Source organism: Pseudomonas sp. SWRI22 (assembly GCF_014268395.2).
Taxonomy (GTDB): domain Bacteria; phylum Pseudomonadota; class Gammaproteobacteria; order Pseudomonadales; family Pseudomonadaceae; genus Aquipseudomonas; species Aquipseudomonas paracarnis.
Window position 1 is genome coordinate 1,552,341 of sequence record NZ_JABWQK020000001.1, and the last position, 16,813, is coordinate 1,569,153.

16 protein-coding genes are annotated in these 16,813 nt (G+C 57.7%); 10 read left to right on the forward strand and 6 right to left on the reverse strand.

What is annotated here, in order from left to right; genetic code table 11:
* The first annotated feature begins 61 nt into the window (after nucleotides 1-61).
* Both mutS and fdxA read left to right on the forward strand, forming a co-directional pair.
* Nucleotides 62-2,641 (forward strand): DNA mismatch repair protein MutS, encoded by a 2,580-nt coding sequence (gene mutS / locus HU730_RS06845; RefSeq protein WP_161975082.1) that lies wholly within the window; start codon nucleotides 62-64, stop codon nucleotides 2,639-2,641.
* A gap of 142 nt (nucleotides 2,642-2,783) precedes the next feature.
* Complete coding sequence (fdxA, locus tag HU730_RS06850) at nucleotides 2,784-3,107, forward strand: ferredoxin FdxA (protein WP_003172109.1); 324 nt, start codon at nucleotides 2,784-2,786, stop codon at nucleotides 3,105-3,107.
* 524 nt (nucleotides 3,108-3,631) lie between these two features.
* Here fdxA and apbC read toward each other — a convergent pair.
* Nucleotides 3,632-4,726 (reverse strand): iron-sulfur cluster carrier protein ApbC, encoded by a 1,095-nt coding sequence (gene apbC, locus HU730_RS06855; RefSeq protein ID WP_034126470.1) that lies wholly within the window; start codon nucleotides 4,724-4,726, stop codon nucleotides 3,632-3,634.
* A gap of 172 nt (nucleotides 4,727-4,898) precedes the next feature.
* Here apbC and metG point away from each other — a divergent pair, with 172 nt between their 5' ends.
* From metG to HU730_RS06875, 4 genes are all read left to right on the forward strand, one after another.
* On the forward strand, nucleotides 4,899-6,950 hold the full coding sequence (metG, locus tag HU730_RS06860; RefSeq protein ID WP_034126469.1) for a methionine--tRNA ligase: 2,052 nt from the start codon (nucleotides 4,899-4,901) through the stop codon (nucleotides 6,948-6,950).
* A gap of 87 nt (nucleotides 6,951-7,037) precedes the next feature.
* Nucleotides 7,038-8,006: an electron transport complex subunit RsxB gene (gene rsxB / locus HU730_RS06865; protein ID WP_054917769.1), complete on the forward strand. Its 969-nt coding sequence runs from the start codon at nucleotides 7,038-7,040 to the stop codon at nucleotides 8,004-8,006.
* A 60-nt stretch (nucleotides 8,007-8,066) separates the two neighbouring features.
* Complete coding sequence (gene nth, locus HU730_RS06870; protein WP_003188989.1) at nucleotides 8,067-8,705, forward strand: endonuclease III; 639 nt, start codon at nucleotides 8,067-8,069, stop codon at nucleotides 8,703-8,705.
* 107 nt (nucleotides 8,706-8,812) lie between these two features.
* Complete coding sequence (locus HU730_RS06875) at nucleotides 8,813-8,995, forward strand: hypothetical protein (RefSeq protein ID WP_014717144.1); 183 nt, start codon at nucleotides 8,813-8,815, stop codon at nucleotides 8,993-8,995.
* An 83-nt stretch (nucleotides 8,996-9,078) separates the two neighbouring features.
* Here HU730_RS06875 and HU730_RS06880 read toward each other — a convergent pair whose 3' ends face one another.
* From HU730_RS06880 to HU730_RS06890, 3 genes are all read right to left on the reverse strand, one after another.
* Complete coding sequence (locus HU730_RS06880; protein WP_003188986.1) at nucleotides 9,079-9,711, reverse strand: response regulator transcription factor; 633 nt, start codon at nucleotides 9,709-9,711, stop codon at nucleotides 9,079-9,081.
* Nucleotides 9,712-10,324: 613 nt separating this feature from the next.
* A complete protein-coding gene (locus tag HU730_RS06885) occupies nucleotides 10,325-11,542 on the reverse strand; it encodes an argininosuccinate synthase (RefSeq protein WP_003188984.1) in 1,218 nt (405 codons plus the stop codon).
* A 129-nt stretch (nucleotides 11,543-11,671) separates the two neighbouring features.
* A complete protein-coding gene (locus HU730_RS06890; RefSeq protein WP_034126467.1) occupies nucleotides 11,672-12,580 on the reverse strand; it encodes an OmpA family protein in 909 nt (302 codons plus the stop codon).
* A 156-nt stretch (nucleotides 12,581-12,736) separates the two neighbouring features.
* Between HU730_RS06890 and pyrC the strand changes: the two genes are divergently transcribed.
* Both pyrC and rnt read left to right on the forward strand, forming a co-directional pair.
* A complete protein-coding gene (pyrC, locus tag HU730_RS06895; protein WP_186526483.1) occupies nucleotides 12,737-13,783 on the forward strand; it encodes a dihydroorotase in 1,047 nt (348 codons plus the stop codon).
* Nucleotides 13,780-14,451, forward strand: coding sequence for a ribonuclease T (rnt, locus tag HU730_RS06900; protein ID WP_003188980.1), 672 nt, complete (start codon nucleotides 13,780-13,782; stop codon nucleotides 14,449-14,451). Before pyrC ends, rnt begins: the two co-directional genes overlap by 4 nt.
* 65 nt (nucleotides 14,452-14,516) lie before the next feature.
* Here the strand turns inward: rnt and HU730_RS06905 are convergent, their stop codons facing one another.
* Nucleotides 14,517-15,119 carry a peroxiredoxin gene (locus HU730_RS06905; protein ID WP_003172097.1) on the reverse strand — a complete coding sequence of 201 codons (603 nt, stop codon included), beginning with the start codon at nucleotides 15,117-15,119 and terminating at the stop codon, nucleotides 14,517-14,519.
* Nucleotides 15,120-15,362: 243 nt separating this feature from the next.
* Here HU730_RS06905 and HU730_RS06910 point away from each other — a divergent pair, with 243 nt between their 5' ends.
* Nucleotides 15,363-15,581, forward strand: coding sequence for a bacterioferritin-associated ferredoxin (locus HU730_RS06910; protein WP_186526482.1), 219 nt, complete (start codon nucleotides 15,363-15,365; stop codon nucleotides 15,579-15,581).
* Between the two features lie 200 nt (nucleotides 15,582-15,781).
* On the forward strand, nucleotides 15,782-16,252 hold the full coding sequence (gene bfr / locus HU730_RS06915) for a bacterioferritin (protein WP_054898039.1): 471 nt from the start codon (nucleotides 15,782-15,784) through the stop codon (nucleotides 16,250-16,252).
* A gap of 176 nt (nucleotides 16,253-16,428) precedes the next feature.
* Here bfr and grxD read toward each other — a convergent pair whose 3' ends face one another.
* The gene (grxD, locus tag HU730_RS06920) at nucleotides 16,429-16,767 is read right to left on the reverse strand and encodes a Grx4 family monothiol glutaredoxin (RefSeq protein WP_034126465.1); all 339 of its coding nucleotides are present in this window, start codon (nucleotides 16,765-16,767) and stop codon (nucleotides 16,429-16,431) included.
* Nucleotides 16,768-16,813: the final 46 nt, after the last annotated feature.

Sequence of the window (16,813 nt, forward strand, 5' to 3'; positions counted from 1 at the left end):
ATGCCCCTTTTTTGCCCCCACCAATTCGACGAGACACTCTAAGCCACTGATGAATAAAGCAATTTCCGATCTGTCCTCCCACACCCCGATGATGCAGCAGTACTGGCGCCTGAAAAACCAGCACCCTGATCAGTTGATGTTCTATCGCATGGGCGACTTCTACGAGATCTTCTATGAAGACGCGAAGAAGGCCGCCAAGCTGCTGGACATCACCCTGACCGCGCGCGGGCAGTCGGCGGGGCAGTCGATTCCGATGTGTGGGATTCCTTACCACTCGTTGGAAGGCTACCTGGTCAAGCTGGTGAAGCTGGGTGAGTCGGTGGTGATCTGTGAGCAGATCGGCGACCCGGCCACCAGTAAAGGGCCGGTGGAGCGTCAGGTAGTACGCATTATTACGCCGGGCACGGTGAGTGATGAGGCGTTGCTGGATGAGCGTCGCGACAACCTGATTGCGGCGGTGTTGGGCGATGAGCGTTTGTTCGGCCTGTCGGTGCTGGATATCACCAGCGGCAACTTCAGCGTGCTGGAGATCAAGGGCTGGGAGAACCTGTTGGCGGAACTTGAGCGTATCAATCCGGTGGAGTTGTTGATTCCGGATGATTGGCCCAAGGACTTGCCGGCAGAGAAACGTCGTGGGACCAAGCGTCGTGCACCGTGGGATTTCGAGCGCGACTCTGCGCTGAAAAGTCTGTGCCAGCAGTTCTCGGTGCAGGACCTTAAAGGCTTCGGTTGCGAAACCCTGACCCTGGCCATCGGTGCCGCAGGCTGCTTGCTCAGCTACGCCAAGGAAACCCAGCGCACTGCTCTGCCTCACTTGCGCAGCCTGCGCCATGAGCGTCTGGACGATACCGTGGTGCTCGATGGCGCCAGCCGTCGCAACCTGGAACTGGACACCAACCTGGCCGGTGGGCGTGATAACACCCTGCAATCGGTGGTGGACCGTTGCCAGACCGCGATGGGCAGCCGTTTGCTGACCCGTTGGTTGAACCGTCCGCTGCGGGATTTGACGGTGCTGCAAGCGCGCCAGTCTTCCATTACCTGCCTGCTCGACGGCTATCGCTTTGAAAAACTGCAGCCGCAACTGAAAGAGATTGGCGATATCGAGCGCATCCTGGCGCGGATCGGCCTGCGCAATGCGCGGCCCCGCGACTTGGCGCGCCTGCGCGATGCCTTGAGCGCCCTGCCGCAGCTGCAAGTCGCGATGACCGAACTGGACACGCCGCACCTGCAACAGCTTGCCGTCACCGCTGGCACTTACCCGGACCTCGCGGCGCTGCTGGAAAAGGCCATTATCGACAACCCGCCGGCGATCATTCGTGACGGCGGCGTGTTGAAAACCGGCTACGACAGCGAGCTGGATGAGCTGCAATCCCTGAGCGAAAACGCCGGGCAGTTCCTGATCGACCTGGAAGCCCGCGAAAAAGCCCGTACGGGCCTGGCCAACCTGAAGGTCGGCTACAACCGCGTGCATGGCTACTTTATCGAGCTGCCGAGCAAGCAGGCCGAGTCGGCGCCTATCGACTATCAACGTCGCCAGACCCTCAAAGGCGCCGAGCGTTTTATCACCCCTGAGCTCAAAGAGTTCGAAGACAAGGCGCTGTCAGCCAAAAGCCGCGCCCTGGCGCGGGAAAAAATGCTCTACGAAGCCTTGCTCGAGGACTTGATCAGCCGCCTGGCGCCGTTGCAAGACACCGCCGCCGCCCTGGCGGAGCTGGATGTATTGAGCAACCTCGCCGAACGTGCGCTGAACCTGGACCTCAATTGCCCACGGTTTGTCAGCGAACCGTGCATGCGTATCGTGCAAGGTCGTCACCCGGTGGTAGAGCAGGTGCTGACCACGCCGTTCGTCGCCAATGACCTGTCGCTGGACGACGATACCCGCATGTTGGTGATCACCGGTCCGAACATGGGTGGTAAATCCACTTACATGCGCCAGACCGCGCTTATCGTGTTGTTGGCGCATATCGGCAGCTTCGTACCGGCAGCCAGTTGCGAATTGTCCCTGGTAGACCGCATTTTCACGCGGATCGGCTCCAGCGATGACCTGGCCGGCGGCCGTTCGACCTTTATGGTGGAAATGAGCGAAACCGCCAACATTCTGCACAACGCCACCGAACGCAGCCTGGTGCTGATGGACGAAGTGGGCCGCGGCACCAGCACCTTCGACGGCCTGTCCCTGGCCTGGGCCGCGGCCGAACGCTTGGCGCATCTGCGTGCGTACACGCTGTTCGCCACGCACTACTTCGAGCTGACGGTGTTGCCGGAAAGCGAGCCGCTGGTGGCCAACGTGCATCTCAATGCCACCGAGCACAACGAGCGCATCGTGTTCCTGCACCATGTGCTGCCAGGGCCGGCGAGCCAGAGTTATGGTCTGGCCGTGGCGCAGTTGGCCGGTGTGCCGAACGAGGTGATCACCCGTGCCCGCGAACACCTCAGCCGCCTGGAAACAACGGCGCTGCCCCATGAAACCGTGGTCGCCAGCCCTGCTAAGGCCAGCAAGAAACCTGCCGCGCCGCACCAGAGCGATATGTTCGCCAGTTTGCCCCATCCAGTGCTGGATGAGTTGGCAAAACTTGACCTGGATGACTTGACGCCGCGTAAAGCGCTCGAAATGTTATATGCACTGAAGACTCGGATATAACGCAGACGCTTGCAAGCTGATAGAATCTCGCGCGGTTTGGGATGCTGCGGGCTTTTAGCCTGGTCCGCAGACTATCGCTCTCAAACCTCGCGAACCCCACCACAAGGGGTTTCGCTGCCGCCGCCTGAGGAGAAAATTAGAAATGACCTTCGTCGTCACCGACAACTGCATCAAGTGCAAGTACACCGACTGCGTAGAAGTCTGTCCGGTGGACTGCTTCTACGAAGGCCCGAATTTCCTGGTTATCCACCCGGATGAGTGCATCGACTGCGCCCTGTGTGAACCAGAATGCCCGGCCGTCGCGATTTTCTCCGAGGACGAAGTGCCTGCGGGCATGGAGCAATTCATTCAATTGAACGTCGAGCTGGCCGAAGTGTGGCCAAACATCACCGAGCGCAAAGATCCGATGCCGGATGCCGCTGAATGGGATGGCAAGCCCAACAAAATTGAGCAACTAGAGCGCTAAAGCGCCGCTGCCCAACAAAAAAAGGCCCCTTGAGGGCCTTTTTTGCGTTCGGGTGCCTGCATTCACTTTTCTACAGGCAAAAAAAAGGGGCGGTATGACCCGCCCACATTTTTTCCCTAGTCCCTGTATTCCTTTTCATCATCCTGATGAATCGCATCCTGCGACGTTCCTTCAAACCATCGTTCCTTGATGGCTGTGCCAATCCGTGGACACAGGGCTGATGTTAGAGCGTTCCCAGAGAAGTTCAACGCGATCCCCACGGCGGGCTGACAAACTTTTCCGCTCGCCAGAATTAAAATAATCTTTATTTTTCAAAAGCTTAGATAATAGCTTCGTCGATTCAAGACGTACGTAACCGCTAAAAAAACCAAACACTTACGGAAAAGTAAGCGAATGCTTACACGCGCATTACGCAAAGTAGCAGCAAGCCCTATTGGCGCCCCACCTGTAGGGGCGAGCTCGCTCGCGAAAAACCTGAGAGCACCACGGATCGTCAGGCTTTTCACGTAACCGTTAAAGCCTAATCAATCGTCGCTCACGGTAATGGTCGGCATCGCCGGCGTCGTCGCTTCCTGCAAAACAATCCGCGCACCGACGTGACGGGCCAATTCCTGATAGATCATCGCGATCTGCCCATCAGCCTCTGCCGCTACGGTAGGTTTGCCACCATCGGCCTGCTCGCGAATCTCCATCGCCAATGGCAACGATGCCAACAGTTCAACGCCATACTGGGTAGCGAGCTTCTCGCCCCCACCTTCACCGAACAGATGCTCGGCATGCCCGCAGTTGGAACAGATGTGCACCGCCATGTTTTCCACAACACCCAGCACCGGGATGTTGACCTTGCGGAACATCTCCACACCTTTCCTGGCGTCGAGCAGCGCCAGGTCCTGAGGCGTGGTGACAATCACTGCACCGGCCACCGGAACTTTCTGCGCAAGGGTCAACTGAATGTCGCCGGTGCCTGGCGGCATGTCGATCACCAGGTAGTCGAGGTCGCCCCAAGCCGTTTGTGTGACCAGTTGCAGCAACGCACCGGAGACCATCGGCCCGCGCCAGACCATCGGCGTGTTGTCATCGGTGAGAAACGCCATGGACATCACTTCCACACCCAGCGACTCGATGGGCACAAACCATTTTTGATCCTTCACCTTCGGCCGCGTGCCTTCGGCGATGCCGAACATCACGCCCTGGCTCGGCCCGTAGATGTCGGCATCGAGGATGCCCACGCGCGCGCCTTCCCGTGCCAGGGCCAGGGCCAGGTTGGCCGCCGTGGTCGATTTACCCACACCGCCCTTGCCGGACGCCACCGCCACCACGTTCTTGACGTTGGCCAGGCCCGGGATCTGCGCCTGGGCCTTGTGCGGCGCGATCACACATTGGATATCGACCTTGGCCGAACCCACGCCGTCCAAGCCCTCGATGGCCATTTGCAACATCTGCGCCCAACCGCTTTTGAACAAACCCGCGGCATAACCCAGTTGCAACTGCACCGACACTTGGTCGCCCTGGACCTCGATGGCACGCACACAACCGGCACTGACCGGGTCCTGGTTCAAATAAGGGTCGGTGTACTGGCGAAGAACGGCTTCCACCGCTGCGCGATTGACGGCGCTCATGGGCTACTCCCGAAAAAAGACTGACTGAAACAGGCGGCTATCCTAACCGTTCCAGCCGCCGAACGGCATGCTTTCGAAGCTGCGCAAGATACTGAAACAGCGTCACGGGGTGAAATAAATTTCCCGGCGCTTTATAGTGGCCGACCTCCGTTTCATCAAGTAGCCGAGCCCCATGTCCGAGCCACGCAAGATCCTCGTTACCAGCGCCCTGCCCTATGCCAATGGTTCGATCCATCTTGGCCATATGCTTGAGTACATCCAGACCGATATGTGGGTGCGCTTCCAGAAGCATCGCGGCAATCAATGCATTTATGTCTGCGCGGACGACGCCCACGGTTCGGCCATCATGTTGCGCGCCGAAAAGGAAGGCATCACCCCGGAACAACTGATCGCCAATGTGCAGGCTGAACACAGCGCCGACTTTGCCGAGTTTCTGGTGGACTTCGATAACTTCCATTCGACCCACTCGGACGAAAACCGCGAGCTGTCGAGCCAGATCTACCTGCGGCTGAAAGAAGCCGGACACATCGACCAACGTTCGGTGACCCAGTATTTCGACCCGGAAAAGAAGATGTTCCTGGCCGACCGCTTCATCAAGGGCACCTGCCCGAAATGCGGCACCGAAGACCAGTACGGCGACAACTGCGAAAAATGCGGCGCGACCTACGCACCGACCGACTTGAAGGATCCCAAGTCAGCGATCTCCGGCGCCACTCCGGTGCTCAAGGACTCGCAGCACTTCTTCTTCAAGCTCCCGGATTTCCAGCAAATGCTGCAAACCTGGACGCGCAGCGGCACCTTGCAGGACGCCGTGGCCAACAAACTCTCCGAATGGCTCGACAGTGGCCTGCAGCAGTGGGACATCTCCCGCGACGCGCCGTACTTCGGCTTCGAGATTCCGGGCGAGCCGGGCAAGTATTTCTATGTTTGGCTGGACGCGCCGATCGGCTACATGGCCAGCTTCAAGAACCTGTGCGACCGCACCCCGGAGCTGGACTTCGACGCGTTCTGGGGCAAGGACTCCACCGCCGAGCTGTACCACTTCATCGGCAAGGACATCGTCAACTTCCACGCGCTGTTCTGGCCAGCGATGCTTGAAGGCTCGGGCTATCGCAAGCCGACCGGTATTGCCGTGCACGGCTACCTGACGGTCAACGGCCAGAAAATGTCCAAGTCCCGTGGCACCTTTATCAAGGCGCGCACCTACCTGGACCACCTGTCGCCGGAATACCTGCGCTATTACTACGCGTCCAAGCTGGGCCGTGGCGTCGACGACCTGGACCTGAACCTGGAAGACTTCGTACAGAAGGTCAACTCGGACCTGGTGGGTAAAGTCGTCAACATCGCCAGCCGTTGCGCCGGGTTTATCCACAAGGGCAACGCCGGTGTACTGGTAGCCGAGAACGCCGCACCGGAACTGACCGACGCCTTCCTGGCCGCCGCGCCGAGCATCGCCGACGCTTATGAAGCCCGCGACTTTGCCCGCGCCATGCGCGAGATCATGGGCCTGGCCGACCGCGCCAACGCCTGGATCGCCGACAAGGCGCCGTGGTCACTGAACAAGCAGGAAGGCAAGGAAGCTGAAGTCCAGGCGATCTGCGCCACCGGAGTCAACCTGTTCCGTCAGTTGGTGATCTTCCTCAAGCCGGTGCTGCCATTGCTGGCCGCCGATGCCGAGGCGTTCCTCAACGTACCGCCGTTGAGCTGGAACGATCACACCACCTTGCTCGGCAATCATCAGTTGAACGCGTTCAAGCCCTTGATGACCCGAATTGACCCGGTGAAAGTCCAGGCAATGACCGACGCTTCGAAAGAAGACCTGGTCGCCAGCCAGACTGATACCGGCCAATCCACGCCGGCGGGCAATGGCGAGCTGGCCAAGGACCCGATTTCCCCGGAAATCGATTTCGACGCCTTTGCCGCCGTAGACCTGCGTGTGGCGCTGATCATCAAGGCCGAAGCCGTGGAAGGTGCCGACAAGCTGCTGCGCCTGACGCTGGATATCGGTGACGAACAGCGCAACGTGTTCTCCGGCATCAAGAGCGCTTACCCGGACCCGTCCAAGCTCGATGGCCGCCTGACCATGATGATCGCCAACCTCAAGCCACGGAAAATGAAGTTCGGCATTTCCGAAGGCATGGTGATGGCGGCGGGCCCTGGCGGCGAAGAAATCTACCTGCTGAGCCCGGACAGCGGTGCCAAGCCGGGTCAACGCATCAAGTAACCTCTGCAAAATGCCCCGCTGTTGCTACGGCGGGGCTTCTCAGCTTGCCCTCCTCCCAGGGCCGGGCGTCCACGCTATGATCACAGCATGAACCTCATTCAACGTATCGACGCGCTGCTGCCGCAGACTCAATGCGGCAAGTGCGGGCACCCGGGTTGCAAGCCTTACGCAGAAGGCATCGCTAAAGGCGAAGCCATCAACAAGTGCCCGCCCGGTGGGCAGGATACCATTGCCGGGCTCGCGCAACTGCTGCGCCTGCCGGTACTGGAGCTGGACACCAGCCGTGGAGATGCGCCTGCGCAAGTCGCCTATATCCGCGAAGCCGAATGCATCGGCTGTACCAAATGCATCCAGGCCTGCCCGGTGGACGCCATTGTGGGTGCCGCCAAGTTGATGCACACCGTGATTGTCGACGAGTGCACAGGTTGCGACCTGTGTGTTGCGCCCTGCCCTGTCGACTGTATCGAGATGCGCCCGCTTGCTGACGTTGTGCCTATCGTCGGTGACTTGGCCAGCAACGATGATGAACGGCGTGCACGCGACCTCAAACGCAACCGGGCGCGGCGACGCTTCGAACAACGTAACGCCCGCCTGCAACGTGAAGAAGCCTGCAAGCTCGCCGAACGACTGGCACGAGCCAAGCGCGCAGCGCCGATGGAGGTTGCACCGGTCGATAACACTCAGGCCGCTCAGGACGCTGCGATCAAGCAGGCCAAAAGCAGCGTCGCCATGAGTCGCGCTCAGTTGCACAAATCCTTGAAAGCGTTTGGGCATCCGCCGACCTTTGAGCAACAGTCGCAATTGATTATGCTGCAGCGACAGTTCGAGGCATCCGAGCAGGCGCTTGCCGCACTGGAGGCCAACAGCTCACCGCAGCCACCAAAGACGACCACTAAAAGCGCCGAGTTCAAGCGCGCAAAAATCCAGCTGGCCATGCGCCGTGCAGCGTTGAAAAAGGCTCAGGATCACCATGCTGACGAGCATCAATTGGCAACCTTGAAAGCTGCATTGAATGACGCCGAGCAAACGCTGCAAGATGCCGAGGCCAACGGCTGACCCACTGCGCTGTGTATTACTAACATCACGCCGACCGCCTGCAAGGAAACGTCTGTCCCTATGAATGCCGCAAAACGCCTGGAAATCTTCCGTAGGTTTCACGAAGACAATCCGGAACCGAAAACCGAACTGGCCTACTCCTCACCGTTCGAATTACTGATTGCGGTGATCCTTTCGGCTCAATCCACGGACGTTGGCGTTAACAAGGCCACGGCGAAGCTGTACCCCGTGGCCAATACACCCGCCGCGATTTACGCTCTGGGTGTGGAAGGCCTGTCCGAATACATCAAGACCATCGGCCTGTATAACAGCAAGGCCAAGAATGTGATCGAAACGTGCCGCCTGCTGTTGGAGCTGCATGGAGGCGAGGTACCACAAACCCGCGAAGCCCTCGAAGCCTTGCCTGGCGTGGGCCGCAAAACGGCAAACGTGGTGCTCAATACCGCGTTTCGGCAGTTGACCATGGCGGTGGACACGCACATTTTCCGCGTCAGCAACCGAACCGGCATTGCACGGGGCAAGAATGTGGTTGAGGTGGAAAAGCAATTGATGAAGTTCGTGCCCAAGCCCTATCTGCTCGACTCCCACCATTGGCTGATCCTGCACGGACGCTACGTTTGCCAGGCCCGCAAGCCGCGCTGCGGCAGCTGCCGTATCGAAGACTTGTGCGAATACAAGGACAAGACCTCCGACGATTGAGCGATCATTGGTTTTTGTGATCAGACGATTGAAAAAATCTTTTTTACCCGTTCGCGGATTATCGCTATAAGGAGCCCCAACGGCAGTCTTAGCCTGGAGTTAACCTTATGAGCGCTGGCAACGAACAACTGGAAGTGGAAGACGACCTCGTTGAGTCGGATGACGATGTGGTAGAGGCACCTGTGGCAGAGGTGGCCAAGACCAATTTAAGCAAACGCCGCACTATCGACAATCTTCTGGAAGAGCGACGCTTGCAAAAACAGCTGGCCGATTACGACTTCGATCTCTGATCGAGCCGTTGACGGCCGGAAGCCTCCCTGACGGAGGCTTTTTTCTGCCGGTTACACGGGTATTCAAGGGGGGCAATATCCTCCTAGACCAAGCCGTTGCGCTGGGCCAGTTCGATCAGGTCCACGAGGGACCTGGCATTGAGCTTGAGCAGCAAGCGCGTCTTGTAGGTACTGACGGTTTTGTTGCTGAGGAACATGCCATCGGCAATTTCCTTGTTGGTTTTGCCACGGGCCAGTTGCTGCAGCACCATCATCTCCCGTCCCGATAAGCGTTCGACCATGTCGGCTTCACTGGCATTGCCCATGGTTGACCGCACTGAGTTGAGCGCCTGGTTCGGGAAATAGCTATAGCCGGAAAGCACCGCCTTGATGGCACTGAGCAACTCTGTCAGATCCTGCTGCTTGCACACATAGCCGGCGGCACCCGCCTGCATGCAGCGCATGGAAAAATGGCCAGGCGCCTGGGACGTCAGCACCAGCACCTTGAACGAGACGGCTTGCTTGGTCGAAGCCAGCCGACAAATAACTTCCAGGCCGTCGAGCTTGGGGATTCCGATATCCAGTATCACAATATCCGGCATATGTTCCCGTGCAAGTTGCAACGCATCGACACCGTTATCAGTCTCGGCAACGACCTCATAACCATGACGCTCCATTAGCATGCGCACAGCAAGACGAATGACGGGATGATCATCCACGATCAGCACTTTATTCATGAGAAAGTCCAATTTCGCTGTTCGAATTATTTAGAGCAAACACAATAGCCTAGTCGATTACTAGTTGGCATAGCATTCCCCCCCGAGCAAGAGCAGGCAGAGACCCAACCCACAAGAAGATAGGAATTAGCCTACAAAAATTCGCCAACTTAGATGCATAGAGCTTTATGGTTGCTTTCAGACCTTTCTCGACGCGTACATATTTTGAGTGAAAGATCATGACCATCAGCCCGTGAAAGTAAACGTGCCGCACAAGTCTTTCAGGAAATACCCCTTGTTTGTCGCAATGGCGCCAGCAAACCGCCCCGAAAAAACTATCCGCATTAGTTCCATTTAACATATTTCGACACTTCCATAATTCCTACAGAAAATTCAACAACTCACATATCCATTGCAGCTACATGAGTGAATTTTCTGTCAGATATAGTTCCCCCTCAGATGTAAAAAATCATTCAACCTTAAAAACATAAAGATAAACTGGATAATAATTGCGCAAGTTACGGAAAAATCCTTAAACACACGCTAAACGCTAATAAACAGCGCCGCATCTAAAATCCAGGCAAAAAAAATGACCCCTTGCAAAAGGGGCCATTTTTCACGACGGGCGCACGGTTCAGAACAACGAGCGGCCCTTGTTGGCAGCAATGCGCATGCGCAGTGCGTTCAACTTGATGAAGCCTGCCGCGTCCGCCTGATTGTAGGCGCCGCCGTCTTCTTCGAAGGTGGCGATGTTGGAGTCGAACAGCGACTCATCGGACTTGCGGCCGGTGACGATCACGTTGCCCTTGTACAGCTTCAGGCGCACGACACCGTTCACGTGAGCCTGGGAGGCGTCGATCATCTGTTGCAGCATCAGACGCTCAGGGCTCCACCAGTAACCGGTGTAGATCAGGCTGGCATACTTGGGCATTAGCTCGTCTTTAAGGTGGGCGACTTCACGGTCCAGGGTGATGGACTCGATGGCGCGGTGGGCACGCAGCATGATGGTGCCGCCCGGGGTTTCGTAGCAACCGCGAGACTTCATGCCCACATAACGGTTCTCGACGATGTCGAGACGGCCGATACCATGCTGACCGCCGATACGGTTCAGGGTCGCCAGTACGGTGGCCGGGGTCATTTCAACGCCGTCCAGCGCAACGATGTCGCCGTTGCGGTAAGTCAGTTCCAGGTACTGCGCCTTGTCTGGAGCGTTCTCCGGGGAGACCGTCCATTTCCACATATCTTCTTCGTGCTCGGTCCAGGTGTCTTCCAGCACGCCGCCTTCATAGGAAATGTGCAGCAGGTTGGCGTCCATCGAGTACGGCGACTTCTTCTTGCCATGGCGCTCGATCGGAATAGCGTGCTTTTCAGCGTAATCCATCAGCTTTTCACGGGACAGCAGGTCCCATTCACGCCACGGCGCAATGACTTTAACGCCTGGCTTGAGTGCGTAGGCACCCAGTTCGAAACGTACCTGGTCGTTGCCCTTGCCGGTGGCGCCGTGAGAAATGGCGTCGGCGCCCGTTTCGTTGGCGATCTCGATCAGGCGCTTGGCGATCAGCGGACGTGCGATGGAGGTACCCAGCAGGTACTCACCTTCGTAGACAGTGTTGGCGCGAAACATCGGGAAAACGAAATCGCGGACGAACTCTTCGCGCAGGTCGTCAATGTAGATCTCTTTCACGCCCATGGCTTGCGCCTTGGCACGTGCAGGTTCGACCTCTTCACCCTGACCCAGGTCAGCGGTGAAGGTCACCACTTCACAGTTATAAGTATCCTGCAGCCACTTGAGGATCACCGAAGTGTCCAGGCCGCCGGAATACGCGAGAACGACCTTGTTTACGTCGGCCATGCCATCACTCCACGGGGTTGTACGGAAAGGCGACGATTCTACCGATCAAAACCGTGAAATTACAGGGGCGCGACAGCAAATGAAGATAAAGCGACAGATTATGTCGAGTGGGCGACCGATGGTCGCCTCTTATGAGGTAGCCGCCGGGTTGCTCGGCGCAGTGGCCTGAGGCGCCGGTTTCTCTGGGGTAGCCACCCGCTCAAGCTGAATATTTACACGGCGGTTACGCGCACGGTTGGTGGCATTAGTGTTGGGCGCCAAGGGGTAGCTTTCGCCATGGAAGCGCATCGTGATTTGCGATTCCTGAATGCCGTTGGCCTTGAAGTAGTCCATCACCGCCAGGGCGCGGCGCCGTGAGACGTCACGGTTGGTCAGGCGATTGCCACTGTTGTCGGAATGACCGTTCAACTCGACATGATTGACCGTGGGATCGGCTTTCATGAATGCCAGGATCACCGACAACTTCTTCTTGGCCGCCGCGTCCAGCTCAATACCACCACCGGGGAAGCCCACTTCAGTCTGTTTGACCTGGTCGTAATTCATGGGCAGCAGCTTGGTGGTGCACACCTGATAATCGTTGTACGCCTTGTTGAACTTCACAGGCAGCAGGCGAATTTCCGAGTAGCCGCCTTGACGTCCGTAATGCCGCACGGTCGGGCTGCGCCCTTCAAGCAAACCCGTGAACAGGCGGCCGGCCTGGGCCTGGGAGCTATTGAACAGGACGTCGCCGCTGCCGACACGCACGGCCCCAAGGTTGATATCACCTCGGCCCGGCTGCCACGGCGCGGCCGCGGCCAATAAGGTTGCCGAGCCGGCGCCGAGGGTGCCGCCATAGGTTTTCAGACGAAACGTTGCCTGCTCGCCGGCCCGGCGCACGAACTCACCGGAACCGAAATCGGTGATCGGCTGGGTCAGGCGGCACTCGAACTGATCGCCCTCTACCTTCCACTCAATATTCTCCAGACGTGTCTGGAACGTGAGGGCCGCCGCAGGCAGGCTGGCGAACACACTGAGCAGGGCTAGATAATACTGGCGCACGGGAGGCTCCACTGGTTTCTACAACACTTCAAAGCGTCATACATCGTTAAGGCATACCCGGAGATATCGGTAGCATCCGGCAAAACTTGATAGCGAGTGCCTGCAAGAGTCTTTTCCGGTAGCATTCCCACCAGATTGACCCGCCTGGAATCCCCAATGTCCGACCGCCTGACCCTGCTGCGTCCCGACGACTGGCATATTCATCTTCGCGATGGTGCTGCGTTACCCCAAACCGTGGCCGATGTGGCCCGCACGTTTGGCCGTGCCATCATCATGCCTAACCTGGTACCTCCGGTGCGCAATGCCGCAGAAGCCGACGCCTATCGCCAGCGCATCCTCGCTGCACGACCGGCCGGCAGCCGCTTCGAACCGTTGATGGTGCTCTACCTGACCGACCGCACCCAGCCTGAAGAAATTCGTGAAGCCAAGGCCAGCGGTTATGTGCACGCCGCCAAGCTGTACCCGGCAGGTGCGACCACCAACTCCGATTCCGGTGTAACCAGTATCGACAAGATCCTGCCGGCGATCGAAGCCATGGCGGAGGTCGGCATGCCATTGCTGATCCACGGGGAAGTCACTCGTGGCGACGTGGATGTGTTCGATCGCGAAAAAATCTTCATCGATGAACACATGCGTCGTGTGGTCGAGTTGTTCCCTACGCTCAAAGTGGTGTTTGAACACATCACCACCGCCGATGCGGTGCAGTTCGTCAGCGAAGCGTCGGCCAACGTTGGCGCGACCATCACCGCTCATCACCTGCTCTACAACCGCAACCACATGCTGGTGGGCGGGATTCGGCCGCATTTCTATTGCCTGCCTATCCTCAAGCGCAATACCCACCAGGTGGCACTGCTGGATGCCGCCACCAGCGGCAGCCCGAAGTTCTTCCTCGGCACCGACTCTGCGCCACATGCCCAGCACGCCAAGGAAGCCGCATGCGGCTGCGCCGGCTGCTACACCGCGTTTGCCGCCATCGAGTTGTACGCCGAAGCTTTCGAACAGCGTAACGCGCTGGACAAACTCGAAGGTTTCGCCAGCCTCAACGGCCCGCGTTTCTACGGCCTGCCGGCGAATACCGACCGCATTACCCTGGTCCGTGAAGACTGGACCGCCCCTGCCAGCCTGCCGTTTGGCGAGCTGACCGTTATCCCGCTGCGCGCCGGTGAGAAACTGCGCTGGCGCCTGCTGGAGGAAAGCAAGTGAGTGAAGACCATTACGACGACGAACAAGAGCACGGCGGTGGCGGCTCGCGCCATCCGATGGCCGAGCGTTTTCGCGGTTATCTGCCGGTTGTCATCGACGTAGAAACCGGTGGTTTCAACTGCGCCACCGACGCCTTGCTGGAAATCGCCGCAACCACCATCGGCATGGACGAACAGGGCTTTGTGTACCCGGAACACACCCATTTCTTCCGCGTCGAGCCGTTTGAAGGCGCCAATATCGAAGCCGCTGCCCTGGAATTCACCGGGATCAAGCTCGACCACCCACTTCGTATGGCGGTAAGTGAAGAAGCGGCGCTGACCGATATCTTCCGTGGCGTGCGCAAGGCGTTGAAGGCCAATGGCTGCAAACGTGCGATTCTGGTCGGCCACAACAGCAGTTTCGACCTGGGCTTCCTGAACGCCGCCGTGGCGCGGCTGGACATGAAGCGCAACCCGTTTCATCCGTTCTCCAGTTTCGACACCGCAACGCTTGCCGGCCTGGCCTACGGTCAGACCGTTCTGGCCAAAGCCTGCCAGGCGGCCGGTATCGACTTTGACGGGCGTGAAGCCCACTCGGCCCGCTACGACACCGAGAAGACCGCCGAGCTGTTCTGCGGCATCGTCAATCGGTGGAAACAGATGGGCGGCTGGGAAGACTTCAACGACTGAAGGCAAATCCCACGCATAAAAAAACCGGCCTTTTCAGGCCGGTTTTTTTGTACCGTGACGTTGGCTTACAGCTTGCCAGCGTTCTCGGTCAGGTAAGCCGCAACGCCTTCTGGCGAAGCGTTCATGCCTTTGTCGCCTTTTTTCCAGTTGGCAGGGCAGACTTCGCCGTGCTCTTCGTGGAATTGCAGCGCGTCGACCAGGCGGATCAGCTCTTCCATGTTACGGCCCAGCGGCAGGTCGTTGATGATCTGCGAGCGCACAACGCCCTTGTCGTCGATCAGGAACGCGCCACGGAACGCCACGCCGCCTTCGGACTCAACGTCGTAGGCCTTGGCGATGTCGTGCTTCATGTCGGCAGCCATGGTGTATTTGACTTTGCCAATGCCGCCGTCGTTGATGGCGGTGTTGCGCCAGGCGTTGTGGGTGAAATGGGAGTCGATGGAAACCGCGACCACTTCAACATTGCGCGCTTTGAAATCGTCCATGCGGTGGTCCAGGGCGATCAGCTCTGAAGGGCAGACGAAGGTGAAGTCCAGCGGGTAGAAGAACACCAGGCCGTATTTGCCTTTGATGGCTTCAGACAGCTTGAAGCTGTCTACGATTTCGCCATTGCCGAGGACGGCTGGTACGTCGAAATCCGGGGCTTGTTTACCGACGAGTACGCTCATTGGATATCTCCTGATATAGGGGTGACGATTGAAGTAAAAGGACCGGTCGAGTCTGCCTGTGGAAACAGACAGAAATATGACGCAATCACGCTTCGTGAAGACCGACCATCATACACCGAAAAAACCGTTCGTCAGCGCACGGGCAATTCCCCCCGGATTGCTGCTGAAACTATTTTGACAATCATTCTCGTTAACATTAAGATCCATCGCACTTAAGCCATAAACCCGCGACGGTTCTCACTTATGTATGTCTGCCTCTGCACTGGCGTCACCGACGGACAAATCCGCGAAACAATCTATGAAGGTTGCTGCAGCTACAAAGAAGTGCGTGAAACCACCGGCGTTGCCAGCCAGTGCGGCAAATGTGCTTGCCTGGCCAAGCAAGTGGTACGGGAAACCCTGACGCAGCTGCAAACAGCCCAGGCCGCACTCCCCTACTCGACAGAATTTACACACGCCTGATAGGCATGTTTTAAAGAACCGGACCTTGTGTCCGGTTTTTTTATGCCTGTAATTCAATTAGTTAGCGCCAAGACGCGGAACACAAACATTCTTATTCCGATTAATTTTCATTTATTATTCAATAACTTAGGTTTGACACTAGGATTTTCACCGCTCAGACTCCGCCCTATACACAGCTATTACAGGGCAGGACCCCAGTCATGAAAGGCGACATCTCAGTCATCCAGCAACTCAACAAAATCCTTGCCAATGAACTGGTCGCGATCAATCAGTACTTCCTGCATGCGCGCATGTACGACGACTGGGGCCTGGAAAAGCTCGGCAAGCGTGAATACAAAGAATCGATCAAGGCCATGAAGGACGCCGACGCGCTGATCAAGCGCATCCTGTTCCTGGAAGGCCTGCCGAACGTGCAGGACCTGGGCAAGCTGAACATCGGCGAGCACACCCAGGAAATGATCAGCAGCGACCTGGGCTTTGAGCGCAAGAGCCACAGCGACCTGAAGGCTGGTATCGCTCACTGCGAAACCAAGGGCGATTTCGGCAGCCGTGAATTGTTGGAAGATATCCTGGAAGATCAGGAAGAGCATATCGACTGGCTTGAAACCCAGTTGGGCCTGATCGACAAGGTCAGCCTGGAGAATTACCTGCAATCGCAGATGGGCGAATAACTGCGTTTGTTATCACTGTAGGAGCGAGCTTGCTCGCGAAGAACGTCAACGATCACGCAGCGCATCTGATTTAACGCGTTGCCTGGGCGACCTTCGCGAGCAAGCTCGCTCCTACAGAAAAGCTCAAAAAAAGCCCCGCTCTCTTGTGAGAAGCGGGGCTTTTTATTGCTAGCCAATTAGGCGTCAGTCTTGGCCGCTGCTTTTTCCGCTGCGTCCTTGATCAGCGCTTGCAGCGAACCATCAGCTGCCATTTCAGTGATGATGTCGCTACCGCCAACCAGCTCACCGGCTACCCACAACTGCGGGAAAGTCGGCCAGTTGGCGTACTTTGGCAGGTTGGCGCGGATTTCAGGGTTTTGCAGGATATCCACGTAAGCGAACTTCTCGCCACATGCCATCACAGCCTGGGACGCCTTTGCGGAGAAACCGCATTGAGGCGCGTTAGGTGCGCCCTTCATGTAAAGCAGAATGGTGTTGTTGGCAATCTGCTCTTTGATCGTTTCGATGATATCCATGGAACACCTCTGCAGGAACTTTGCGACTCACGGGTCGGCACGGTGG